This is a genomic window from Bacillus cereus group sp. MYBK195-1 (genome assembly GCF_051916605.1).
Classification (GTDB): domain Bacteria; phylum Bacillota; class Bacilli; order Bacillales; family Bacillaceae_G; genus Bacillus_A; species Bacillus_A cereus.
This window is the reverse complement of the sequence record NZ_JBQAGZ010000008.1, coordinates 133,607-157,358: the sequence shown is the minus strand read 5'-3', so window position 1 is coordinate 157,358 and position 23,752 is coordinate 133,607. Positions and strand designations below refer to the sequence as shown.

Sequence of the window (23,752 nt, the reverse complement as noted above, 5' to 3'; positions counted from 1 at the left end):
TCAATTTTAGGCTAGATTGTTTCTTTTTTCTAAAGGATAAATTTAGTTGATTGAAAGATTTGCATACGAAATAAACCCTAACGGGTTTTACTTTTTTGAATTAAGCGGCTTGATTATCAGACATGGTACAATTGTAAATGACACCTAATATATCAAAGACCGTTTTCTTCTCATATCGATGAGATTTCCGCCCGTTTTGCTGTATGAGATTGAACAGGCGAAGTAACACCTTTGATAGCTCTTGGGTGTTTTTTTGTATAGTTTGGAATAGAAGAAGAAAATAGTCTTTAATCATATATATGGCTTTATACTCACTAAGCTCTCGTTTTTTCATGAGGAGCAATTGGCGCATTTGAAACATGATAGAAGAACAGAGTAGAATGGCAATCAATTGACCATATAAATGACACTCCAATCGTTTTCTTTTTATCTTTTTACAATGATGAATTTGAAAGAATGACTTCCACGTTTTAAATAAAATTTCAATTTGCCAACGCAAAGAATACCAGTCATGTACCTGTCCCATCGGGACAATATCTGTAGGGATGTTTGTCATATATACATTGATACCACTGAGTCGTTTACTACGAGGAGAATACTTCATTCCTTTCTTTTTTTCTCTTATAGCTTGATCTTGTAATCGTTTTTGTTGCTGTTGTTTTGTTAATCGATGAACAATTACACGAGTTGGCACTTTATCAATCATTCCTACATAAGCATCAGCTATTTCACATGTTTGTCCTGGTTGAAGGGAGTTCATTAACGTCTCCATACCTATCTGTATATACTCTGTACCTTTCTTAATTCTTCCATCTTGAAAATAATCAGGGTTAGGATTTTTTTGATATATACGTGTATTCGACTTGATACGAGAGATATAGTAGGCCTCTTTATCTTGTATATATTGAAGGTCTTTTAAATGAAAATAACCTAAATCTCGGATACATAAATCATTCGCTATCACAGTTGGTGCACACAGAGAGCCGTAAGTGCGATCATGTTGTTTACCTGGACCTGTATGAATATGTAGAAACTGTCCACTTAACAAATCATACTCAAGTTGAATTTTTATCCCAGCTGTATGGCTGCATCCTCCTGCACCTGGATAAACCGATGAAAATACATCAGGGAGTTGAAATGCAGTTGAATCTAAAATACGAATACGCTTGAAAACAGAAGTGTATGGATAAGAAATCGGCATAGATGCGGCCAATTTTTTGGTTAGTAGTTCGGCCAGTAGGTGTTGTAAAAGTTGGACGGCCGCCTTATTAAATCGTTGATTCAGTCCCTCAGGACTGATAAGTACTGCTGTTGATGCTTCTAAACAGCTAGATAACTGAGCTAAAGAAGTCATAGCTATATTTTGGCTCACCCATACACATAAAGCTACTAAATCTTTTGCTTGATACTTACTGCTTCGTTGTACAAAACCAACATCTCTAGCAAGATCTCGCAAGGTATTTGGAGATAACAAACTTTGAATCTCTTGAGCAAATAGTTGTAATTCGTCAGACACAGAAACAGACATAAAAAACGCCATCCTTTCCTATGATTCTACAGAAAGAATAGCGTATTTTTTCATTTTAGGGTGGCATTTCTTTTTATTAGTTTGATAGCGAGGTGACGATACCCCTTTATTATTTTTCAGACTTCGCTTGTTCTAAAATGTATGCTTCTTCTTGTTCCGGTGTCGCTAATTTGTATGCTTTACCAGTGCTGTTATTGTCCCATTCCCATAATAAATTATGCTCCTCAACCGATTGAGAGAAATCGCCTTCATACCAACGAACCAACATCTTAAGGTACTGTTCTTTATGTTGTAAGGTTCCACTATTACTTTCATCAATCGCTCGACGTACTTTTCCGATATTTTCTGGAGTCATTTTGATAAATCCTTGCTTTTCGTGAGATAATACTTTTTGATGAGTCATTTTGTGCATTGCATTGATTATATGACGATCAGAGTTGAGGTCAAGTATTACCTCTTCCCCTTTAATTCTCTCAGTCTGCTTTTCCTTAACGTCTGAACCTGCATACGTACCGACTTTGTAACCAGTAAAAATACCAACTGCTATAGCAATAACTAAGGTTGATGTGATTTTAATCCACTTTTTCAAACCTCTTACCCCCTTTTATTGAAGTGTACCATAAAAGAAGAACTGTATACCCATATCTATCTGTGAGGTCTACATAACGCATCATTATCAGTAGTCAATGATGCATGAAATTGTCGTTCCGGGGGTAATTAAAAATCTTAGCTTGATAGCGATGTGGTGCTACCCCAGATTTGAAATTTAATGTTCGTTCAATATAATCTACTTCTGTCTGTTAAAGATGGATTGATCATATCCGTTACTGCACGATATAGATTTTCCGGATATTCAGCTATTCGATGACATAAATACAAGTACCACTCTTTTCCGTAAGTTAAATATACTTTACAGTTGTACCCCTTACTTTTTAAATCCATTAACAAATCCGGACGGATTCCGTAGAGCATTTCCATTTCTACGTTGGATCGATTAAGGTATTGACGGTTTTCTATTTCTTGAATAAGCATTTCATCATGTGTGGCTATGGATACTGGGTGGTTAGATTCTATTATTTGTTCTACAAGTTTAAGATAACGATTATTTAATTCCTTTGATCTAGACATAGCAACATCAGCTGTTTCTTGATAAGCCCCTTTGACAACTCGTATTTTCCCAGGATAATGAACTAATTCCTGAACATCATTGTTGGACCTATATAAATGTGCCTGTATAGTGATCCCTACATTAGGATATTGCGTAGTTGTTTTTTTATAGATATCAAGAATATCGTCAGTTTTTGATGTTTCTTCCATACTTATCATAAGTGTAACGCCGTACAGATTTGCTTTCTTGGCTAACTCAAGTAAATGAATATAAGCTGTTTCTGGATCCACAGATAATCCAATATGTGATAAATCAAACGACACAGTCGACTTCATGGAGAACAAACCCATTTCTTCAATAAGATTCAAAAACTCGTTTTTGGCGTTTCGGCATTCTTCTAAATCTGTTGTATTTTCACCAATGTATTCCAATGAAATAGAATAACCTCTTGAAATCAGTTCTTTTGCTGTTGCAAGCCCATCTTGCCTATGCTCTCCGGTTACAAACCGTTTGGCGGCTTGCAATAATAAAGGATAGAGTTCATTGGACTGCTGAATATAAGATTTAATATGTTCATTTCGTGCAACCGATTTAAGTGCTTGGGTGAATTGAACCTTTGGATTAGTCATAACTTACATCTCCTTTTTCATATTTATATAAACTTTATCATGGTAAAATGGTTTATATTAGTACCATTTATAATGAATTTTCAAAGTACCAATTTTAGATAAGGAGTAAATTTCAATATGCTTTGGATACCCATTGACCGGTCATTAGATATACCATTAACTAGACAAGTTTATCAGCAAATACGAGAACAAATTTTAAACGGGGACTTACAATCAGGAGAAAAACTACCGTCGACACGTGAACTATCTTCTGAGTTGAATGTATCCAGGAATGTGATTTTGGAAGCGTATGATCAATTATTGGCTGAAGGATTTTTAGTTGCAAAAAGGGGTGCTGGAACATTTGTTGCCGAAGGAACTTTTTTAGAACAACAGAATATAACCCCTTCATTTCATTCTGTGAATTGGAGTGAAGATAAAAATAAAGATGATAACATCATCAACTTTCGTTCAGGTATACCAGCACTGGATTTATTTCCGCGTAAGACATGGGCAAAAATGTCTTATACCATATGGAATGACATTGCACCTTCTACTTTTGGATACGATATTCCCGAAGGACGTCCGGAATTACGACAGGTTTTATCACGCTATTTACTGAAAACAAGAGGTGTTGATTGTCATCCAGAACAAATTGTGATTACATCTGGTGCAACCCAAGCTATGACACTTGTTTCTAAATTACTTTTATCGCACGATGATACAGTGATAATGGAAGATCCAATTACAAATGATATTCAAACTATATTTAAAAATTCAGGTGCTCTTCTTTACCCTATACCTGTTGATGAATATGGAATGAAGACATCGTTGCTGCCATTAAATAATTATCCAAAGTTTATCTTTGTTACTCCGTCCCACCAGTTTCCGTTAGGAGGAACGTTACCAATTCAACGAAGGATTCAATTGATTAACTATTCTAGAAGAACAAATTGTTATCTTGTTGAGGATGATTATGACAGTGAATTTAGATATGAAGGACCGCCTGTAAGTTCATTACAGGGATTGGATTCAGATCGTGTATTATATATTGGTTCGTTTAGTAAAATCTTATCACCAGCCCTTAGAATGGGATATTTAATTCTTCCTTCACAACTTATTGAAAAATGTCGCAAGCTAAAATGGTTTTCGGATTTACATACCCCTTCTTTAGAACAGCTTATCCTTGCCCGTTTTATTGATGAAGGCTATTTGGAACGACATATTATGAAGATGAAGAAAATGTACAAAAAACGAAGAAACTTCCTTATTCATTGCTTAAAAACAACATTTTCGAATAGGGTTAATATTTTCGGTTATTCAACAGGCTTACACCTAATTGTTGAATTAAATGAATCCCATTTTTCAAAAGAATTACTCGAATGGATCGAACGGTTTGGAGTTAAAGTATATCCTGTAGAAGATCATACTATAGAAAAAGGAAAACATCATAATCGCATTATTTTAGGTTATGGGCATCTAAAAAATGAAGAAATTAAAGAAGGTGTGACCAGACTACATAAAGCAATATATAATTTTAAATCCAAAAATTAAAGCCGAGCCGTCCTTAGCTTAGCATGAGGACAACTCGGCTTAGTTTTCTGTCAGGATCCCATCACTATCCAGCTAAAATTTTATAGTACCTACAGAACGAAATTTTGTGTTAACTTGTAACAAAAAGTTCATTTTTTCGTTTTGGGAAAGAACGTATCTCTTAACTTGATGGTCATGGGGTGGTACCCCATATATGTTGAAGATCTTTTAAGTAAAAATACCCTAAATCACGGATACATAAATCATTTGGTTCCACAGTTGAGACACACAGAGAACCATAGGTTCGATCATGTTGTTTACCTGGACTTTGTATGGATATGTAGGAATTGTCCGCTTAATAGGTCATATTCAAGTTGAATTTTCATTCCAGCAGCATGGCTACATCCTCCCGCCCCAGGATAAACGGATGAAAGCTGAAATGCAGTTGAATCTAAAATACAAATCCGCTTGAAAACAGAGGTGTATGGAGAAGAAATTCGTATAGATGAAGTTAATTTTTTATTTAGAAGTTTAGTCAATATATGTTGTAAAAACTGAATGGCCGCTTTATTAAACCGTTTATTCAATCCTTCCGGGATGATGAGTACTTCTGTGGATGCTTCTAAACAGCTAGATAACTGAGCTAAAGAGGTTGTAGCGAGATTTTGTACAAAAATTTGGAGATAAAAAACTTTGAATTTCTTGAACAAATAATTGTAATTCATCAGATACAGAAATAAACATACAAAAACGCCATCCTTTCCCATAATTCTACAGAAAGAATAGCGTATTTTTACACTTTAAAGAAGAGTAAGAAAAACATCCAAAAGAAAAGCAGATATTTAAAAAGGATTTTGAATCTTGATTATATAAAAATCTAAAATTTTTTATTCTTTCTGAATATTACTTATCCCTTTTACTAATCCTGTCTCTGTTCCTTTTTCTAATTCTTTCTCGGTTTCTTTTTCTAATCCTTTTACCAATTCTTTCTCTGTTCCTTTTTCTGTCCCTTTCTCCGCTTCTTCATTCTTCTTACTATGCCCCTCTAACATTCCCACTAATATTTCTGTAATCATTGACATAGGTACACCTTTATCCAATAACATTTTAAGAAATTCAAATATACTGAGACCCTGTGAGTTAATTGCATTATATTTGTTATTGATATGTTGTTCTATATTTTTTTCGGAAAGTTGATTATCCCTAGTCTTACTTTCAGGAATATATTTTTGATTATTGCTCACTATACGTGAAGTTGTAGTACTTAGAGAATTATTATTTACAGCTGTAGTATTTAAAGGATAAAACCTGTTATTTATGTTTGAACTGATTTTCATCTCTCATTTTCCTCTTTCTTTTTTGATAAATTTAATATGAAATTTCATCCCACATTGTTATATCACATATCCATTTATTATAAGTATAATATAAATTTCGTTTAAACTAAATAGAGCGTTATATATATGTTCTATTTTGCAATTCTTAAAAATCACTATAAATAGGTAAAATTCCATTCTTCTTTGTAGGAAATCTATAAATCTGAAATACATTTGAATATTAAATATAAATTTAGGCATAAAAACTATAATCTATTCTTATGTTTTGATAGAAAGAATAGATCGTGTTTTTTCATTTTTAAAAAGTGTACTAAATAGACAATTTAAGTAATGAATTTGTTTCACTTTAAGATGAGGAACAAATTTGAGCTTATCTGATAACGAAACAGAAACGGTAATAATGGCACAACAAAAAAATGGAATTTCATAGAAAATTCATTTTTAGCTTGATTGGCATGTGGTGGTACCCCACATCCATCGACTTAAGTGATTTTAATACGCCTAAGTACCAAAAAAACGTTATTCTTCCTAAACAAGCTAGACTAAAAAGGATAACGTCTATTTGGCTTTATGAGTAGTGAAAAACCTTAGTTTTATAACGATGTATCGGTGCCTTATATTTCTGTCTAATCATTATTTCTGTTACCTTTATATATTTACATAATCTTCATTATCAGTAGTCAATACTGCATAGAATTTTTGTTATGGAGAGATTTTATTACTTGGAGATAAGCTAATATATGTTCACCTGTGTTTTTAAGAAATAGCCTATTCTTGGTCCATTGGAGAAGTAATATTATCTTTATATGTGTCAATATAAATGTTTCCATTTGCTGCAAGTACAGCATACGTAACATCTTTGTAGCTAAGGTTACGTTTTTTTAGCTCACATTGTAATTCTAACTCCGGGTGATTGTTTTGCCTTAGGTTTTCTGTCATAATTTCTCCATCCATAATTAGCTCGATGGGAAGTTTACACTCTTTTTTTGTTGGTATATTTAAATCTTGTTTTGTAACAGTACGATATTCAGGTTTTTTCAAAACAGATATTTTACCATTTGTTTCAACTACGACATAAAGAACTTCTTCAATATTAAAAATACCATTCTCTCTTAATTGTTGGTTTAAATAATCTAGAGAATAGCGCATTTTCCGCATATTATTTTCTAAAATTTTTCCGTTTTCCATAATGACTGTTGGATTTCCAGCAAATACCTTTCTGCCTATCCGACTTTTCATGGATATATAGCTAACCATTAAAATGACAAATACTAAAATAAGAAAAGCTATAACTGCATGATGAGTTTTTACATTTAAATTAAATGCTAAATTTGCAATAATACTTCCGATAGAGATAGCACCAATAAAATCAAAGGTATTCATTTCAGCGATAATCTGCTTTCCTAATATTTTAGCTCCGATAAATAAAATCGAGAAAGATAACAGTGTTCTCAAAATAATCTCTATATGTTCAGACATAAGTAGCTCCTCCTCTTAGGATTGCGTGTTCGTATTATAACGATTTATATAAGGATAGTATGTATCATTGTAAAAGAATTTATTATGTTCAATGACATTAAATAATTCTTGTAGATGAATTAATCTTGGTTCTGTTGTCAAGTTTCTCAAGAAATAAAAAGAGACATGAATGTAAGAGGAAATATAATGATGTTAAATGTTTTGATACAGAATATATCTTTTGAAATCGAATAAAATATGAATTATCAAAAAGAGATTGGATTCCCTTAAAGAGTAATAACTGGATAAATATGAACTGATTTGAATTACCGGAATATGTTTTCTAACTACAAAATCCTGTATCACTCTTACCTGTCCAGAAAATGATAAATTTTTCAACTGATGATTTCTTTGAGGAAAAGCAATCATGTGCCGACAAGTATTAATATTTTAAGAACATCATAAGAATATATTTTTGGTGTTTTTAAATTAAATGAGAAGTGAATATGATATGCATTGTTTTCTTATTATCTAAATAAGAATTTCTTAAATTACTTATATAAAAGCTAATGGACGAGTTTTAATACTTATGTAATAACTTTTATCTGATAAGAAAGGGGTATCAGATTTATGAACAACCTTAATTTTCTTTGTGAACAATTTGCTAAAATTCTTAATGGAAAAAGCAACATAAATCAGGGTGTTTGTTCTGTCTCCTTGCGCCGTAATATTAAAGTGCTGGTTCAAGGACGACCAAGCACCTCAGTGATACCGGTTGGGATATCTTTTGAATCGTTAGATCAAAATGGCAATGCGTTGAACTTTGGAGAAATCGCTATTTTACAAGAAGAAATTCCTTTATTTATGCAATCAATTGTTCAACAAGGGATTATTGTTAGCGCCTTACATAATCATTGGTTATATATGAAACCATTGATTATGTATATTCATATCCAATCTGTTGAACCACCATTGAGTTTTGCAAAAAAATTGGCAAATTCCTTTTCGGTTTTAAGTAGTTATCCAATTGCTGATAACGGGAGCTAATGTTCAGCAGATCCTATCTATTGATTTTCTATATCGAGAATTATGAGAATAAAAAAAGCCCTCCAGTTAAGCAATCTGGAAAGCATTTTTATAAATTTCTAGATACATTGAATTGCGACCTATTGTATTTTTCGCTTAGCGTGAGGGGTTCCGAAATGCTGGAGGTAGCCCCTCGCCACATAGTTATCAAGTTCAAATTTTTTAGTACCCCAAAAACGAATTTTTGTGCTAGCTTGTAACAAAACAGCTTATTTTTTGGTTTTGGGGCAATCTTGAATTCTTAAGTTGATAGGAATGTGGCGGTACCCCTTGTATAAGAGTTTGTTTTTAAACAAATCTGCCTCAATAGTATCCTGATATTACAAAAAAGAACTAAGATATTTCATCCTAGCTCTTTTTTTAGCATTATCAACTTATTATTTACATTCCTCAATCATTATTTTACTTCATTGGCAACAAAGAAATGTTCACATACACTTGAAATACGTTTTAAATCCACATTGCCACCTGAAATAACCGCTACTACTTTTTTACCCTGTACATATTTATCAACTTTGCCTGCCAGAAGTGCGGCTGTGGCTAATGCTCCCGCCCCTTCTACGACAGCTTTTCCGCGTTGCAGTAAGTCTTTCATCGCTACTTCTAATTCCTCTTCCGATACAGTTACAATGTCATCTACTAGTTTTTTTACAATTTCAAAGGTTAAATTTCCAGGTATTTTAACTGCACAACCATCTGCTATTGTTGGGGCATTATAATGTGATACAATTTCTCCAGCATCATAAGAAGCTTTCATACCGTGTACGTTTTCAGCTTGAACTCCAATAATATTAATGGAGGGATTAAATGATTTCAGTGCTACAGCAATTCCTGAAATAATACCTCCCCCACCAATAGGTACTATGACAGTATCAACATCCCACATATCATCTAGAATATCTAAGCCAATTGTCCCTTGGCCAGCCATTACTTCTACATCATCATATGGATGTAGATATGTTTCGCCTGTTTCTTTTATAATCTCTTCACATTTCGCTTTTGCATCATCAAACGTATCACCGTATAAAATAACTTCAGAACCATATCCTCTCGTCGCATCCACTTTAGCTTGCGGTGCAGAGGTTGGCATTACAATTTTGCTTTTAATTTTGAGTAAATGGGAAGATAATGCAACACCTTGTGCATGATTTCCAGCTGAACAAGCGATTACACCACGTTCTTTTTCTTCATTTGTTAGTTGGGAAATTTTATTAAATGCACCACGAAATTTGAATGACCCAGTTAACTGCATGTTTTCTAACTTTAAATAAATTTCTCCACCGGTTTTACTGGTTAAATAGAAAGATTTAACCAAAGGCGTTTTTCTAGCATTTCCATCTAAAATTTTTTGTGCTTTTTTTATATTCTCAATGTTCAGTGGTAAAATCTCATTACTCATACTAACACTTCTTTCAATGGCTTATAATCTAATTCTAGTGTTGTACCTAAATTCTCATAAGTTATTGTACCCTTATAAATATTTACCCCCGTCGCCAAAGCCGGTTTATTTTGGATTGCATTCTCTAATCCATTTTTAGCTATTTCTAGTAAATACTCAATATTTCCATTTGCTAAGGCCATGGTAGAAGTACGTGGAGTAGCACCAGGCATATTGGGTACTGCATAGTGGATCACATCATGTTTAACAAATACAGGATTATCATGAGTTGTATAATGATCAACTGTCTCTACCGTACCACCTTGATCTATTGCAATATCCACAATGACACTTCCTGGCTTCATAGATTGAACCATATACTCTTTAACAATTTTAGGAGGGCGAGATCCTGGTATTAAAATTGTTGAAATAAATAAATCTGCTTCTTTAATCGTTCGCTCTAAATTTTCAGTATTAGATTCAATTATATTTACTTCTTCTGTTGCGTATTGCTTTCTTAAATATGCAATTCTTTCTTGATTAACCTCTAGGATTGTAACACTACATCCAATTCCAATTGCCATATCACAGGCATTAGTTGCAGCATTTCCTCCACCTAAAATAACTACATTTCCGGCAGGGATTCCCTCAATACCTGATAATAAAATCCCTTCTCCTTGATGTTGTTTTTCTAAATAATATGCTCCCATAAATACAGCACGACGCCCAGCAATTGCACTCATTGGCTTTAATAATGTCAAAACACCATCTTCGCTAATTGTTTCTCCTGCAATTGCAGTAGTACCAGCATTTCTCATTGCTTCTACGCATTCTTTCGACGCAGCCAAGTGTAAAAAACCCCAAATTATAAGATCTTTTTTAAAGTAACGATATTCTTCAGGTAATGGTTCTTTTACTTTAACTACCATATCGACTTCCCAAGCTTCTCCTTGTGCTACTAAATTTGCACCTGCGCCTGTATATTCATCATTGGTATATCCTGATCCAATACCTGCATCTTTTTCTACTAAGATTTGATGCCCTTCTTCAACTAACTTCCGAACATTTTCAGGAGTCATTCCTACACGTGCTTCTCCCTTTTTTATCTCTTTAACTACTCCAATTCTCACTTCTAACACATCCTTTTGTAAGCAATATAATACCTGGGATTAAAAAAGTAATACATGATTTACCAAACTTATTATGTCCATTCATGTTATTTTTATCGCCTAACTAGCTTTTAAGGTAGAAAACATTCAATATCAATTATTGTTATAAGGATATGTAAACATTTTGAAATCCTAGGTCATATTTCTCCTTCCAAAAGTATCTGGAATTGATTCGGCGACTAAAGAGACGATGCACTGAAAGTAACTATGTCTCTTGAAGGTTCACAAACACTACTTAAGAACGCCTAATCAAGCGATTCTACAAAATAAAAGATAGAGATTGCTATCAATTATGATATGGTATTGATGAGATTCGAATCGGTAATAAATAGATTCCTAAAAATACTTCTATTACTACAAAAACCTTTTAACCATTTAGTGCTATAGAAATACCACTAAGGAATATATATACTGAAATTGTTGGGATAACAGCATTGCTATTTGTATTAATAACCGAAACTGTATTAGAATTCACATTGGCAAAATAATATACGAACTGATTCAGTCAATGACGACCTCATAAACGTAGATGTAAATTAAGAAACCACTTTAGAGAAAAAATCCCTGATTAGGGATTTTTACTGTGCTTTTACAGCAAGGCTATTTAAGAAATTACTAATTGAAGAAGCTTGAAAAATACGTAGGCTAAAAGAGCTGATATTATAATACTTTTCAGTAATAATAAGTATTGATGGAAAGAATTTAGATTCTTTTGGCTGCCAAGATTCGTTATGCCATTCCTGACTGTGGAAGTATAATTCATACCTATTTATTTTATCTTGCATAACTTTTTTGCTGTAAACTGACTTCTGGACTTCAATGAAGAATGGAGATTTACGCCAAATTGTAAATGCATCAGGTTCCATGAATTCTTTACCATACTTTGGCTCCACTTTAAACAGTTTAGGTTTTTCATAATAGATAAGCTGTTTATACACATCTACTATGCCTAGAAAGTGGGGAATCTTTTGGCTAGTTTTGCGAAGTGTGCTGGATTGAGGGAAGTAAATGTATGGCTGTTGCGAGATATTGGCATCCACATGACCATCTCTTCTTAATCGCTTCATCACTGTATTACAGCATGTCACCGCGTTCTTTAATCCTTGAAAATGCAAATCAATAATGTCATCACGAGACATGCATCTAAAACGTTTCAAATTGTTTAGTATGGCTTTGTCTCTATTCCTCATAATCTAACACCCCGAATAATTGATTTTCTTCTTGTGGTGGGTTTTGCAACTTTATATTCTCTTTCGGAACACGATAAGGTTCAACTATCTTCTTGGCTTTACTTAATTCTAAAAAAGGAGATTGTACTTTCTTTAATCCATTTAACTTTAATATCATTTGGCCAGATTGCTCCAAGCGTTCTGAACCAGGAGTACCCATAATATTACTGTTAATTGTACTATCACATTTAAAGCCCATTCTAACCGTCATATTGAGCTTTAACTTACCATCCATCACTTTTGCATCAGGGCGTTGCATACTTAGCATTAAAAAAACTCCAAGTGCCCTTCCGACTGCCGATATTTTTTCAACTATAGACATACATTCTTTTTCATCTTGCAACATGACCACTTCGTCGATAGCAAGTAAGATATATGGTTTCTGATTATCAGGATTTAATTTGTTGTATTTGTCAATATGATCTACTTCATACTCTTCCATCAATTTTCTACGTTCGCGTATTTCCTTCCACACTTTCTGCAGCATAATCTTCATTTCGATTTCTTCCATGCAAACCTCTTTTACGTGTTTCACCCTTCGCAAGAAATGAAATTCGGAATTCTTCAAATCGCCCAGGTACAAATGTAATTTATCAGGAGACATATATTGAATGAGTGTAGACAGTACAACGCGTACCATACTACTTTTTCCGCTCCCTGTCTCTCCTGCAATTAGAAGATGCGGCGTGTTTGAAGCAATCATGTCATACGTAATCATATTTCCAAATTGGTCACGCCCTACAATTACGGGAAGATGATGTTGTATAAGTAATGGATGCCACTTCTTATAACTGTAATTGTATGCTTGTAGCCCAGCATCCGAATGAAATACATTAAGTACAAACCTTTTAATATCACCTTCAATTGCTACATTACACCCTAATATTTGTTGAAAGCAAAACCACTTCTTTTCAATGTTTTTCGGATCTAATCCGTTTGGAATGGTAAATATGTATCGAACCTTTTCTTCCGAGGAAAAAATGTCATGTATCTTCGGGTAAATGGGTACTTTTCCACCTCTTGTTTGATGGTCTACATATAAACCTGCCTTTACAAATACCTCTATAAGTCGATTCTTCAAACTTTGTTTATGAAGCCAATTCTTTAAAATCCCCATGTAATTTCCTCCTTAAAACATCTCTACAATTTGAATGAATACATAACCAATGAAACAAACTCCACCTATCCTCATTCCATGATATATTCCATCACTTAATAGTTTCGCTGCTGCAACATGATCGTTTTTCACAAGATGCTTTTCTAACAGCGCCCCTCCAATTGTCATTACTCCTAAAGCTCCTAAAGAGATAAATGTAGTTAACATATAAATTTCCCCTTTATAAACAGAATTTTGAATGTTGATGATACATGGGCTTACAAACTTAGAAATTTGGTAGAGTTACCTTGATAGCTACTTTGGTAGCAACCTTGATACATCTTATTGTGAATAGCTTGTACAATATGCAAATTTTTCTTGGCAATTGCGTATAGTTTTTTGCATTTTGGACAAGGATGATTAAAAAAGATTATGGAGGAGATTAGCGTGTGGGGTAGAGGTATTGGGAGACATAGAACAAAGCTAGCTAAATTTTTAGCTAGCTACGATTACTCAATTCAGGATTTTTCTAAAGCTAGTAAAGTAAACAGAAATACATTAGGCCAACTGTGTAATGACAAGGATTATGTACCATCACCAAATACAATGCAAAAAATAATGAAGATTGTTAGAAAACATGATTCTCGAAAACAAGTAACTGACTTTTGGCATATATAAAGAGAATAAACTCTTTATATATCATTTCTTATGCAAGCTTGATATTAATTTTTATAGGGATACGGTAACGATTCCTTATAGGCATTTCCTTACTGCCCTCTCGTTCTCGCACAAAGCCTTAATTAATTTTTTAGTAGTGGAAGATTGTTTTCTTTTATTAAATCATAAATGAATTTTTCTAATACACTTTCAGCTGCTTCTCGCATTTGATCCGGTGTTGAATCATTAAACACCTTTTCTATCTCCCTAAGTAGTTGTTTTAAAGAATGGTTTTCCTTGCTATTTTCCAGGAATTCCTCACCTAACCCTTGAATAAGTGTACTAATAACAATTACCTTTTCCAATTTAGTTAGTTCCATCTCTATGTCTCCTAATCAGATTATCATTCTCATCAAACACGACCTCTCCCCTAATTAATAAAGAGTTACAAAAGTCTTGTTGTTATGACAAGATATGCATAGATATTGTCGATTCTCATGATTTAAGTATTATATATATATCCTGTGGTCTAATCTTAACGATATGCTCAGAAACTTCCCTAAATCGTATAATTTTCATAATAGACAAGTAAAAGTCTCTAAAGGTATTACTTTAAATTCAAATCACACGTTTGTTAGGATCTATAAATCCACACTAGAGATAAAAAGTGGATTTATAGATCCGTATTTTTGGACAAATTTACCGGCTGAATTAACAGAAACTTTGTGTTACTCTGAACTTGTTGAATATCCCAATACATTCAACAATGCTCAAAATTGCATATTTACTATGCAACCATCCACCCAGATACCTTAGTTAATACTTCTCCCTAATTGTCGTTATTGCTAAGGTATCTTTTTAGATGCCCTGTGTGTAGGGCTTTTTTCTCTCAGTGATAAAGCTATTTCCCCCTTGATATAATCCATTTTTTTAGTACACTTTCTTAACAAAATTCAGATTTGGTATTTTTACTACCATTTACTTTATATACAGATTTTAAGTTTTGAAGTTTTCCTCTTACGATTTTGAAATCTTCTGCTAAAATCTAAACATATTTTTGCGATCACTAAACTAATATATAAAAATTAAGTAAAAGACTTTTATATCACTTTAAATGGTTGCCATAAAGATAAGGCAAATATCCAAGTAGGATCTCCATTTCCTTGATAGCTTTGAACCGCTTCATAAAATTTCCCTTGATACTCTACTTTATCGCCCTTTGTATATGCCTTCTTTGGATCCCATTTTTCATAAGATACATTTTGATCTTTTGTTTTAATTAGAAGAATATCACTTTGAATCGATGTATTTCCAGCTGCATCTACAGCCCTCACTGCATATTTATATTCCTTATTAGCTGTTAAGTTTTGATCAGTAAACGTCGTTCCTTGTACCGTTTGAATCAATTGTCCATCACGTAACACTTGATATTCTTTTACACCCACATTGTCTGTAGAAGGATTCCATTTTAACTCTACACTGTTTGTTGTAACATCACTTGCATATAATCCTAATGGCTGTGTAGGAGCTTCTGTGTCCGGTTTAGGAATAACAATTTGATTGATTTTCTTCAGACCATCCTTTGTAACTTCATATATTACTTTTTTATCAAAGCTTTCGCGTTTATTATTATCTAAATTTGTTAATATTGCTCTCTCTGCACCTTCTAGGTGTGTAAGTTCAATAAAATTGCCCACTTTTACTGGGACTGTTTTTGATTCAGCATTTTGTTGGGTCTTCCCATAAACCTCTTTTTTATATACCACTTTACCTGATGTATCTTGTACTTTAATACTTGCATACGTACTATCAAAATAATTGTGTGGTGTACCTGCTATTAAACTAACTTGCAATTCTTCTGTTGATTTATTTAAATTAAGTTTTGCAAATTCAAAATCTCCTATACCCTTCATCGACCATGCAAACCGATCACCTTCTAAAATGTTTGGAGATTCATTTTTGATTTTTACCTTTTTTTCCACAGTTTGATCAAATATATCTGTTAATATAATTTTTGCATAAGTATTTGTTGGTAATGATATAGATTGACTGATTCCATTTTGATAAGATTTAATATCATTAATTACGTTAATCGGTTGGCCCGTCATATTTTCATTATTATAAATTTCAATTTTTCCCTTAAATTGAGGTGTACTACTATCTTTTAGTTGCCAAGATATATTTAATTTTTCATTTTCATAATACATAGACTTTACATCATAATCTAGTTTTCCTATTTCAGGTTGGCTAGGTTGATTTAACGTAAATGTTTTTCCTGTTCCAATAGTCGATCGAGAGTCTCCTCCAGCCTTAAACCAAAGATATTCTGAAGTAGCTCCCCCATCCCAATTATTATTCAATGGCTCTTGCCCCTCTATCGATTGAGTATTCCAAGATATCCATTTTTTATCTGAGATATTTCTTCCATATCCATTTTTTACACGTGCCTCTCTTACATCTTGTCCATTACCAGCCCAATCTTCTTGAAACAGCGTTTGTCCATAGTTAAATGTAACGTTAGGAACTGGAAAGTCCATAATCCCAATAAGCTTCCATTGGTTTTTTGAAACATCTTTTAACCACTGTCCAAATTTTGTATGTCCATTCTCTTGCCAAGAACGCATTGTCATACGATACCAATTAAAATTCTTCCAATCATATGTCGTCTGAATTTTAAGACCTGTTCCTTCTCCACCAAAATTACTTGCAACTGATGTAGGTGATACATATTCTGCTTTTATTGCTTCCTTAGAGGAAATAGGATCCCAAACTGCAAAGTGTAAAGTACGCTTTCCATTTTCATCAAAACCGCTTTGTTGTTGGAATCCAGCATAACCACCAGCTTCTCCCCCCTGGTTCCAGTTATGTACAGCCCAATATGTATAAGATGCTGTTTGAACAGGAGACCAGTCTATACTAATAATATCTGAAGAAACACTATTTTTAGGTGTAACATAAACTCCTGGAGCAGACGCCGCCTCTATGATAGAAATTGATGAGCCAAACATCGAAAACATCGTACTAGCTGCTGTAATTGCTAGGATTTTTTTGACGCCATTTCTTGTTCTTTGATTGAACATAATTTCCCCTCTCCTCCTTCGTTATTAATAACTATTTAAAATAATATCTCTCTATATACAATTGAACAAATTTCCCATGAATGTAGTACTATCTTAATGAAATGGATATATTTAAGTTTACTTTCACTGTTATTTAATAGGCAATTGTAGTATCTTATTATAAATTTAAATTACATATCACCAAATTCATCCTATTAACAATAGGAAAAATTCATAAAAATAAAAACATTTCATAACTTTTTAAGCACTTATTAATAAAAAAAACCCATTTTTCTAAAAATGAGGGCGTAATGAGTTAAAGATCTTATAGTTGAGTTTCTATATCTTACTTGTCTAATAAATATTGAATTCATTTTTAAGTATTTGATGATATTGTTTCTCTGTTATTTCTTTTTTAGTTTTCTTTCCATGCCGGGTTTCTGTAAAACTTTGCTTAGTAAGCGCAATGTGCCCATGTTCAATTAATTTGCATATAATATTCCCCTTATTTACTGGCGATTCTGGATGCTCTATAACCATGTTTTGTATAGCATTTACTTTCTTTTCATTAATTGCATTTAAATAAAAAGCATAACCGATAGACCAGGTATCACTAAGATCTGAATCAAAAAAATGTGAAGTTTCTCCATTTTTTCCTTTTTTCATTTCTAATACATGGGTTCCTTTCTCCGTATTTTGTTTACGAACACGATATTCGCCCGTTACAGAAGTCACGCTGGCACCATTAAAAGGTACAGGATATAAAGGAAGATAGGATGCGAAACCCGCATCTATTATATAGTTTTGATTTTGATGTTGTAAAACGATAAGTGCGTGGCCATCATCAGGGTTCCACTTTCTTGTTTTTGGATCATAAAGAGTTCCAGCTATTCGATACACATTAAATCCACAATCACACAAAAAATAATATAATAAAGAATTAATTTCATAGCATAATCCGCCACGTTTCTTTAAAAGTAACTTTTCTTCAATGTTTTCTCTAGAAAATTTTTTCGTATTTCCTTCCATAATGTCTATGTTTTCATAAGGTAATAAGTGCCCCATCTGTAAAAGAATTGTATGTAAATCTTCAAATTTCACATTTTCTCTTGGTGGAATATTTAATTTTGAGAAAAAATTTTTTTGTAATTCAGTTAACATTATATATCTCCTCCATTTACAGAAATCATATATATACCTATATATTACGACCATTAATTATTTGTGGCGTACAGCTTGAATAATACACTTTAGAAGAGTGTGTAGCACTAAATATTAGCAGACATTAAGGATCAAGTGCTCAAAAATCCCTTAATATTTATTCAAATGTATGTTTTTAATATTTTGGTATCTGTACTAATCCCCCAAAGCTGAGTTGATAAGAATTTTAAATGTAATGTCTAAAAGTGTACTTTATGATAAATCGAAAAATAGAGATTCTTAGATGCAGCTATTTTTCAGATAAACAACTATATAGCCTTTAACCCTTCTATTTATACATATAATACTCTTTATATCGTTCAAACCTCGATTTTTTTGTTTTTGCTGGTATTATGGGTGATCTTAATGTTTTAGAGGGTGCTGCTTGCTTTGGCATTTCTAATACTCCACGTTTCTTCAGCTCTCTATACAAACTACTCACTTTGCACCCTACTATTTTCGCAATATCTGGATATTCAGTCCCTTGATTAAATAATTGAACTGCTTGTTTACATCTTTCATCCCATTTTTCTTCTGTCGTTCGATTTTTAACTGATTTTTTGTCTAGCTTGATACACTTTCTTTCTAGATTCCCCTGCTCGGCATTATACTCTTCTGTATCTCCTTGACGATTACAATGCTCCTCCCTCTGTAATCTTATCATTTGTGCTTTTTTCGCAACTTCTTTCATGTTTCATTCACCTCATTTTGTTTGATAAATTTTCACACCCTACTGCGTTATCTGCAATTCCTACTAGTATTTCAGATAATTCTTTTAAGAAAGCCATTAATACTTCTATTCCATATCCCTTCTATCACAACTTTTAATTAATTATTTACAATCCAAATTAAATTAGCTGTTTACTCAAACTACTTACGTAACATCCAAATTGGTATACATTTTTTATATGTAAATATCCATTCCTTCTTGATGGCAAATAAAACAAAAATTTCTTTAAATCTTTATTAGTGATAAGTTTTAAAGAACAGTCCATCTTGGTTATAGTTTTACATAATTGTAAACTATAGTAAATTGATATTATTGATATTGAATATTCTTAATATTAATTCTATTTATAAACCTCAACAAACAAAACATTATTATTAATTTCTACCAGTTTTTGTAAACATACTAAATTATCGCCTTTTTATGGATTTACACACCTTAAATTTATATATTGTATTTTTATAGTATTAATACCTTTTTGTATTTAATATTTCTTTTACGAATACAGGTAATCTATCAAATATAGTGAATCTGAATAAGGGATATGCAGTTTATACATCTTCTTTAATTTCTATAATTACTAATTCAGAAAATATATAAGTAACCAACTATTTATCAATGTGTATAACAATTGCCCTCGACTCTTCAAGTAACCCATCAAAATTAATTTGTCTTTCAATAATTCCCTTTAGGCGTTCACCTACTTTTTCAAAAAGCATCTTTATCTTGAATAAATCCTTTTTACGTTCAAATAAATATTTTGTTCAAACTTGTGCGTGCACTAAAAAAATACAAGTGATTTTATCAGAGTCACCTTGAATTTCTTGCACACCTAGTGGAAAGAATCCGTTTTTTACTAACGGGTTCTTTTCATTATTCGTCATACTACAACTAGATTGTTACATTTTTTTACAGCTCACCCATACTTGAATAAATATTCCGTTCTTATAGATCCGTAAATCCTCTTTTCTTTAATGTTTTTTCGTTATTTGAGTCTATTCATGTAAATGTATTATTTATTTTCCCCGTATTCAATCGCCTTTGAACCTGTTGGTATAAGGTTTCTCTAGAAGTATAGTCTAGGATACATAGGATTTTTGTGTACGAAAGAAAGTATCGTAATTTCAACCAAAAACCATTTATTTACCTATGTTAAGTTTCTAAATTTGTATTGATAATTCTTGGCTTTAGAAGTATTCTATACATATTCAAACATTTGAAGATGTATAGAATACTTCTGAAATGTTAAATGTAAATAAATACTAGAGGTGTTTTAATGGGAACTGAAATGCAACAATTTAAAGCAGATTTCTTTAAAGCTTTATCGCATCCTTTACGAATAGGGATTTTGGAAGTTCTATCAGAAGGGGAAAAAAGTGTAAATGAAATTCAAAGCATTCTAAAAAAAGAAGGTTCTGCAGTTTCTCAACAATTAAGTGTATTACGAGCGAAAAATATTGTTGTTGGCACTAAAGATGGAAAACGAGTATTATACTCCCTTCGAGATCCTATGATTATGAATTTATTGGTGGTTGCGCGGAAAATTTTTAACAATCATTTAATTGATACAATTTCTATGTTAGAAGAGCTAGATGAAGCAAAAAGCGAAATGGTAAAGGAGGAATACATTGAGCAATGAGGCTAAAAGAGAAGATATCATCCAACATGGAATTGAGATATTTCACTCTATAGGAGCTCATCACGTTTGTAATGTTTGCATTAAAAGTGGATATTCTTGTTGCTTTTCATGTCAACATTTACAAGATGGTATTGGATGTCAAAAAAGGAATACAGCTTGTACAGCATGGTTATGCGGCATTCAGAACTTTTTGTTTGATCAAATAGGATTATTAGAAGAATGGAATCGTTTTTGGACTGAAATTCCAGGACAGATGTTTCGTAGAGATATTACTCCAGATAAAGTAAAAGTCACTACGTTTATTGATACGAAGAAGCTAGATAGTCGAGCTGGAGAACTTCTAGCGGAAAGATTACAATTCCATGTACAACAAGGTGGAGATATAGGAAAATTAGAACGTCATTTAAGCAAAACCTATAGTAAATATTAGGATGTCGTTCTCTTTTATGAAAATAAAAATCTCCTGTATAAGCAAATTGAAAACACATTTGTAATCCGGGTTTATTAAAAATAGAAAAGAAGGGTTTGTAATGAGAGGTTTATTTACGGGAAGGTTTAAAGGATATTCATTAGGGCATTTTCAAAAAGATCTTCTTTCAGGACTGATTGTTGGAGTTGTTGCGATTCCTCTTGCTATGTCTTTTGCTATAGCTTCTGGTGTAAAACCAGAGTATGGAATATATACAACATGTATTGCAGGAATACTTATTTCTCTATTTGGTGGTTCAAGGTATCAAATTGGAGGACCTACAGGTGCTTTTGTTCCCATACTTTTAGGAATTGTCATTACTTATGGGTATGAAGATTTACTACTTGCTGGTTTACTTGCTGGAATTATCTTATGCCTTATGGGAATTTTCAAATTAGGTTCGCTGATTAAGTTCATCCCACGTCCTGTAACAATTGGTTTTACGTCAGGTATTGCTGTTATTATATTCACTGGGCAAATTGCTAGTTTTTTAGGTTTAACAGGCATAAAAAAACATGAGGCTTTTATAGCAAACTTGAAAGAAATCAGTACTCATATCGGTACCACTAATTTTTATAGTGTAGTGACTGCTCTGATTTGCTTTTTTATTATACTCATAACACCCAAAATTTTGCCAAAACTACCCGGTTCATTAGTAGGTATTGTGATTTCAACTGTAATTGCAACTATATTTTTCTCAGGTCATGTGCCTACTATTGGTACAGCATATGGTACGATTCCAAATGCACTACCGCAATTCAATATACCTGAGATTACAGTAGAACGTATCCAACATTTAATTGGCCCTGCATTTGTTATTGCTATGTTGGGGGGCATTGAGTCTCTTTTATCTGCTGTTGTTGCAGATGGTATGACAAATAGTAAACATAACAGTAATAAAGAGCTTATTGGTCAAGGAATTGCTAATATTGTTACTCCGTTATTTGGAGGAATTCCGGCAACTGGAGCTATTGCGCGCACAGCAACTAATATTAAAAGTGGAGCTGTTTCACCCATGTCCGGTGTGATTCACGGATTTTTTGTGTTATTTACACTTCTACTGCTAGCTCCATACGCTTCGCACATCCCACTTGCTACCATGGCTCCTATTTTAATGGTTGTAGCTTGGAACATGAGTGAGCAAAAGCATTTTGCTCATATACTTAAAATGAAGACAGGGGATTCTCTTGTATTATTGGTAACTTTTTTCCTCACTGTATTTACCAGTTTGACAACAGCTGTGGAAATCGGTCTTATTTTAGCTATTATTTTATTTACAAAACGTATGAGTAATATGCTTGTCATGTCAAAAGTTCTTCCTGATCATACAACAAAGAATGAAAAATTATTACCGCATGTGGTAAATAAAGCTCATGATTGTCCGCAAATTAGTATTTATACAATAGAAGGCCCATTATTTTTTGGAGCTGCACAAACTTTTGAACAAAACATTTTAGCAACGATTCATTATAACCCTAAAATATTAATATTACGTATGGGCAAGGTTCCTTTTATTGATACAACAGGCGAATCCTACTTTAGAAATATTGTTCAACATTTTAAAAACCAAGGTGGCGTACTTCTTATTTCGGGGACACAATCAGAGTTGAAAACAACACTAACTAAAAATGGATTATACGCTGAGATTGGAAAAGAGAATTTTTTTGATCATACAGGAGACGCAATTAACTGTGCTTTAAGACATTTGAATACAGCAAAATGTGAAGGGTGTAAGCATTTTGCTTTTCATGAATGCGCTCAGCTCTCCCAGCAAGGCCAGGATATTAATACAATCAAAAACAAATCAAATGCATTAGAATTTTAAAAAATATATTTTATATACAAATTTACTTGTTTTGAATTACTCTTTTAAATATTTTATTACAAATAGAAAAGGATAATATTTAATTTAGTGAATGCGAAGAAAATTTTTATAAAGTTTGAACAAGAAGGATTTTCATACATTCAAAAAATGATCATTGCACAGCAAGAAGAGAATATATTCCTTACATTTCAATGCAAAAAAAATTGTACAACTAGTACCCTTTCAATAGATGATAAAAAGAATTACGAAAAAGCTATATTGTTTTTTTCTCATGTTTCTGGTGGTGTAATTATATGGGGAATAGATTCAATTAAAAATAATAATGGTGTTCACATAGCTAAAAAAATTCAACCTATCTCTAATGGAAAAGTATTTTTTAGTAATCTAAATGATTTAGTATTTAAAAATTCTAACACTACAAACCAGGATGTTAAGAATATATATATATTCCTTTTCCTAAAAAAATAAACCGTGGACTTGTAATCACCTATGTCCCCAGGAAAGACTATCTGTTAAAACTTAATGACTACTATACAAAGACCAGGGATAACTTTGCAATGATGATGGGACAGATTCTATTAAATGATATGTTAGAAAATAGAAAATTATTAAGGGAATCACTATAAATCATGCATATAAAGGAACC

Annotated in this window: 20 protein-coding genes and 2 pseudogenes; 7 read left to right on the top strand and 15 right to left on the bottom strand. The window is 32.7% G+C overall.

Features of this window, described 5'->3' with window-relative positions; all coding sequences use genetic code 11:
* Positions 1–100 precede the first annotated feature (100 nt).
* The 3 genes from ACTFRY_RS24970 to ACTFRY_RS24960 form a co-directional block, all read right to left on the bottom strand.
* Positions 101–1,528 (bottom strand): IS4 family transposase, encoded by a 1,428-nt coding sequence (locus ACTFRY_RS24970; RefSeq protein WP_350370976.1) that lies wholly within the window; start codon positions 1,526–1,528, stop codon positions 101–103.
* A gap of 109 nt (positions 1,529–1,637) precedes the next feature.
* Positions 1,638–2,117, bottom strand: coding sequence for a PRK06770 family protein (locus ACTFRY_RS24965; protein ID WP_048565371.1), 480 nt, complete (start codon positions 2,115–2,117; stop codon positions 1,638–1,640).
* A 188-nt stretch (positions 2,118–2,305) separates the two neighbouring features.
* Positions 2,306–3,265 (bottom strand): proline dehydrogenase family protein, encoded by a 960-nt coding sequence (locus ACTFRY_RS24960; protein WP_350370978.1) that lies wholly within the window; start codon positions 3,263–3,265, stop codon positions 2,306–2,308.
* A gap of 117 nt (positions 3,266–3,382) precedes the next feature.
* Between ACTFRY_RS24960 and pdxR the strand changes: the two genes are divergently transcribed.
* Positions 3,383–4,798 (top strand): MocR-like pyridoxine biosynthesis transcription factor PdxR, encoded by a 1,416-nt coding sequence (pdxR, locus tag ACTFRY_RS24955; RefSeq protein WP_350370980.1) that lies wholly within the window; start codon positions 3,383–3,385, stop codon positions 4,796–4,798.
* Positions 4,799–4,988: 190 nt separating this feature from the next.
* Here the strand turns inward: pdxR and ACTFRY_RS24950 are convergent.
* The 3 genes and pseudogenes from ACTFRY_RS24950 to ACTFRY_RS24940 form a co-directional block, all read right to left on the bottom strand.
* A pseudogene (locus ACTFRY_RS24950) lies at positions 4,989–5,521 on the bottom strand (IS4 family transposase); the annotation flags it as partial.
* Positions 5,522–5,664: 143 nt separating this feature from the next.
* Entirely contained in the window at positions 5,665–6,114 is a 450-nt protein-coding gene (locus ACTFRY_RS24945; RefSeq protein ID WP_050822735.1) for a hypothetical protein, read from the bottom strand.
* A gap of 768 nt (positions 6,115–6,882) precedes the next feature.
* Positions 6,883–7,593, bottom strand: coding sequence for a DUF421 domain-containing protein (locus ACTFRY_RS24940; protein ID WP_050822733.1), 711 nt, complete (start codon positions 7,591–7,593; stop codon positions 6,883–6,885).
* A 609-nt stretch (positions 7,594–8,202) separates the two neighbouring features.
* Between ACTFRY_RS24940 and ACTFRY_RS24935 the strand changes: the two genes are divergently transcribed.
* Complete coding sequence (locus ACTFRY_RS24935) at positions 8,203–8,619, top strand: DUF1259 domain-containing protein (RefSeq protein WP_050822732.1); 417 nt, start codon at positions 8,203–8,205, stop codon at positions 8,617–8,619.
* Between the two features lie 436 nt (positions 8,620–9,055).
* Here the strand turns inward: ACTFRY_RS24935 and tdcB are convergent, their stop codons facing one another.
* The 5 genes from tdcB to ACTFRY_RS24910 form a co-directional block, all read right to left on the bottom strand.
* Positions 9,056–10,057, bottom strand: a complete 1,002-nt coding sequence (gene tdcB / locus ACTFRY_RS24930; protein WP_065229878.1) for a bifunctional threonine ammonia-lyase/L-serine ammonia-lyase TdcB — start codon at positions 10,055–10,057, stop codon at positions 9,056–9,058.
* A complete protein-coding gene (gene ald / locus ACTFRY_RS24925) occupies positions 10,054–11,166 on the bottom strand; it encodes an alanine dehydrogenase (protein WP_050822728.1) in 1,113 nt (370 codons plus the stop codon). The genes tdcB and ald overlap by 4 nt, the downstream gene beginning before the upstream one ends.
* A 617-nt stretch (positions 11,167–11,783) precedes the next feature.
* The gene (locus tag ACTFRY_RS24920; RefSeq protein WP_440032431.1) at positions 11,784–12,395 is read right to left on the bottom strand and encodes a replication-relaxation family protein; all 612 of its coding nucleotides are present in this window, start codon (positions 12,393–12,395) and stop codon (positions 11,784–11,786) included.
* Positions 12,385–13,551: an FtsK/SpoIIIE domain-containing protein gene (locus tag ACTFRY_RS24915; RefSeq protein WP_440032430.1), complete on the bottom strand. Its 1,167-nt coding sequence runs from the start codon at positions 13,549–13,551 to the stop codon at positions 12,385–12,387. The genes ACTFRY_RS24920 and ACTFRY_RS24915 overlap by 11 nt, the downstream gene beginning before the upstream one ends.
* Before the next feature lie 12 nt (positions 13,552–13,563).
* The gene (locus ACTFRY_RS24910) at positions 13,564–13,758 is read right to left on the bottom strand and encodes a hypothetical protein (RefSeq protein WP_440032429.1); all 195 of its coding nucleotides are present in this window, start codon (positions 13,756–13,758) and stop codon (positions 13,564–13,566) included.
* A 219-nt stretch (positions 13,759–13,977) separates the two neighbouring features.
* Between ACTFRY_RS24910 and ACTFRY_RS24905 the strand changes: the two genes are divergently transcribed.
* Positions 13,978–14,208, top strand: a complete 231-nt coding sequence (locus tag ACTFRY_RS24905) for a helix-turn-helix domain-containing protein (RefSeq protein WP_000264559.1) — start codon at positions 13,978–13,980, stop codon at positions 14,206–14,208.
* A 122-nt stretch (positions 14,209–14,330) separates the two neighbouring features.
* On the opposite strand, the gene ACTFRY_RS24900 is transcribed toward ACTFRY_RS24905, so the two are convergent.
* From ACTFRY_RS24900 to ACTFRY_RS24885, 4 genes are all read right to left on the bottom strand, one after another.
* Positions 14,331–14,567, bottom strand: coding sequence for a hypothetical protein (locus tag ACTFRY_RS24900; RefSeq protein ID WP_000424050.1), 237 nt, complete (start codon positions 14,565–14,567; stop codon positions 14,331–14,333).
* A 720-nt stretch (positions 14,568–15,287) separates the two neighbouring features.
* On the bottom strand, positions 15,288–17,267 hold the full coding sequence (locus ACTFRY_RS24895; protein ID WP_440032428.1) for a DUF3472 domain-containing protein: 1,980 nt from the start codon (positions 17,265–17,267) through the stop codon (positions 15,288–15,290).
* Positions 17,268–17,600: 333 nt separating this feature from the next.
* Positions 17,601–18,407 (bottom strand): arylamine N-acetyltransferase family protein, encoded by an 807-nt coding sequence (locus ACTFRY_RS24890; RefSeq protein WP_097796882.1) that lies wholly within the window; start codon positions 18,405–18,407, stop codon positions 17,601–17,603.
* A 328-nt stretch (positions 18,408–18,735) separates the two neighbouring features.
* Positions 18,736–19,137 (bottom strand): hypothetical protein, encoded by a 402-nt coding sequence (locus ACTFRY_RS24885; RefSeq protein ID WP_050822715.1) that lies wholly within the window; start codon positions 19,135–19,137, stop codon positions 18,736–18,738.
* 1,312 nt (positions 19,138–20,449) lie between these two features.
* Here ACTFRY_RS24885 and ACTFRY_RS24880 point away from each other — a divergent pair.
* From ACTFRY_RS24880 to ACTFRY_RS24865, 4 genes and pseudogenes are all read left to right on the top strand, one after another.
* The gene (locus ACTFRY_RS24880; RefSeq protein WP_025966368.1) at positions 20,450–20,812 is read left to right on the top strand and encodes an ArsR/SmtB family transcription factor; all 363 of its coding nucleotides are present in this window, start codon (positions 20,450–20,452) and stop codon (positions 20,810–20,812) included.
* A complete protein-coding gene (locus tag ACTFRY_RS24875; protein ID WP_000064031.1) occupies positions 20,802–21,242 on the top strand; it encodes a hypothetical protein in 441 nt (146 codons plus the stop codon). The genes ACTFRY_RS24880 and ACTFRY_RS24875 overlap by 11 nt, the downstream gene beginning before the upstream one ends.
* A 100-nt stretch (positions 21,243–21,342) precedes the next feature.
* Positions 21,343–23,106 (top strand): SulP family inorganic anion transporter, encoded by a 1,764-nt coding sequence (locus ACTFRY_RS24870; RefSeq protein WP_137074455.1) that lies wholly within the window; start codon positions 21,343–21,345, stop codon positions 23,104–23,106.
* Positions 23,107–23,253: 147 nt separating this feature from the next.
* Positions 23,254–23,732 (top strand): annotated as a pseudogene (locus ACTFRY_RS24865) (hypothetical protein).
* Positions 23,733–23,752: the final 20 nt, after the last annotated feature.

Coding starts and splice junctions, on each gene's coding strand:
- ACTFRY_RS24885 (WP_050822715.1), bottom strand. CDS start 19,137: ATGAAAGAAGTTGCGAAAAAAGCACAAATGATAAGATTACAGAGGGAG.
- ACTFRY_RS24910 (WP_440032429.1), bottom strand. CDS start 13,758: ATGTTAACTACATTTATCTCTTTAGGAGCTTTAGGAGTAATGACAATT.
- ACTFRY_RS24935 (WP_050822732.1), top strand. CDS start 8,203: ATGAACAACCTTAATTTTCTTTGTGAACAATTTGCTAAAATTCTTAAT.
- ACTFRY_RS24870 (WP_137074455.1), top strand. CDS start 21,343: ATGAGAGGTTTATTTACGGGAAGGTTTAAAGGATATTCATTAGGGCAT.
- ACTFRY_RS24915 (WP_440032430.1), bottom strand. CDS start 13,551: ATGGGGATTTTAAAGAATTGGCTTCATAAACAAAGTTTGAAGAATCGA.
- ACTFRY_RS24895 (WP_440032428.1), bottom strand. CDS start 17,267: ATGTTCAATCAAAGAACAAGAAATGGCGTCAAAAAAATCCTAGCAATT.
- ACTFRY_RS24880 (WP_025966368.1), top strand. CDS start 20,450: ATGGGAACTGAAATGCAACAATTTAAAGCAGATTTCTTTAAAGCTTTA.
- ACTFRY_RS24920 (WP_440032431.1), bottom strand. CDS start 12,395: ATGAGGAATAGAGACAAAGCCATACTAAACAATTTGAAACGTTTTAGA.
- pdxR (WP_350370980.1), top strand. CDS start 3,383: ATGCTTTGGATACCCATTGACCGGTCATTAGATATACCATTAACTAGA.
- tdcB (WP_065229878.1), bottom strand. CDS start 10,057: ATGAGTAATGAGATTTTACCACTGAACATTGAGAATATAAAAAAAGCA.
- ACTFRY_RS24890 (WP_097796882.1), bottom strand. CDS start 18,407: ATGTTAACTGAATTACAAAAAAATTTTTTCTCAAAATTAAATATTCCA.
- ACTFRY_RS24945 (WP_050822735.1), bottom strand. CDS start 6,114: ATGAAAATCAGTTCAAACATAAATAACAGGTTTTATCCTTTAAATACT.
- ACTFRY_RS24960 (WP_350370978.1), bottom strand. CDS start 3,265: ATGACTAATCCAAAGGTTCAATTCACCCAAGCACTTAAATCGGTTGCA.
- ACTFRY_RS24970 (WP_350370976.1), bottom strand. CDS start 1,528: ATGTCTGTTTCTGTGTCTGACGAATTACAACTATTTGCTCAAGAGATT.
- ACTFRY_RS24940 (WP_050822733.1), bottom strand. CDS start 7,593: ATGTCTGAACATATAGAGATTATTTTGAGAACACTGTTATCTTTCTCG.
- ACTFRY_RS24900 (WP_000424050.1), bottom strand. CDS start 14,567: ATGGAACTAACTAAATTGGAAAAGGTAATTGTTATTAGTACACTTATT.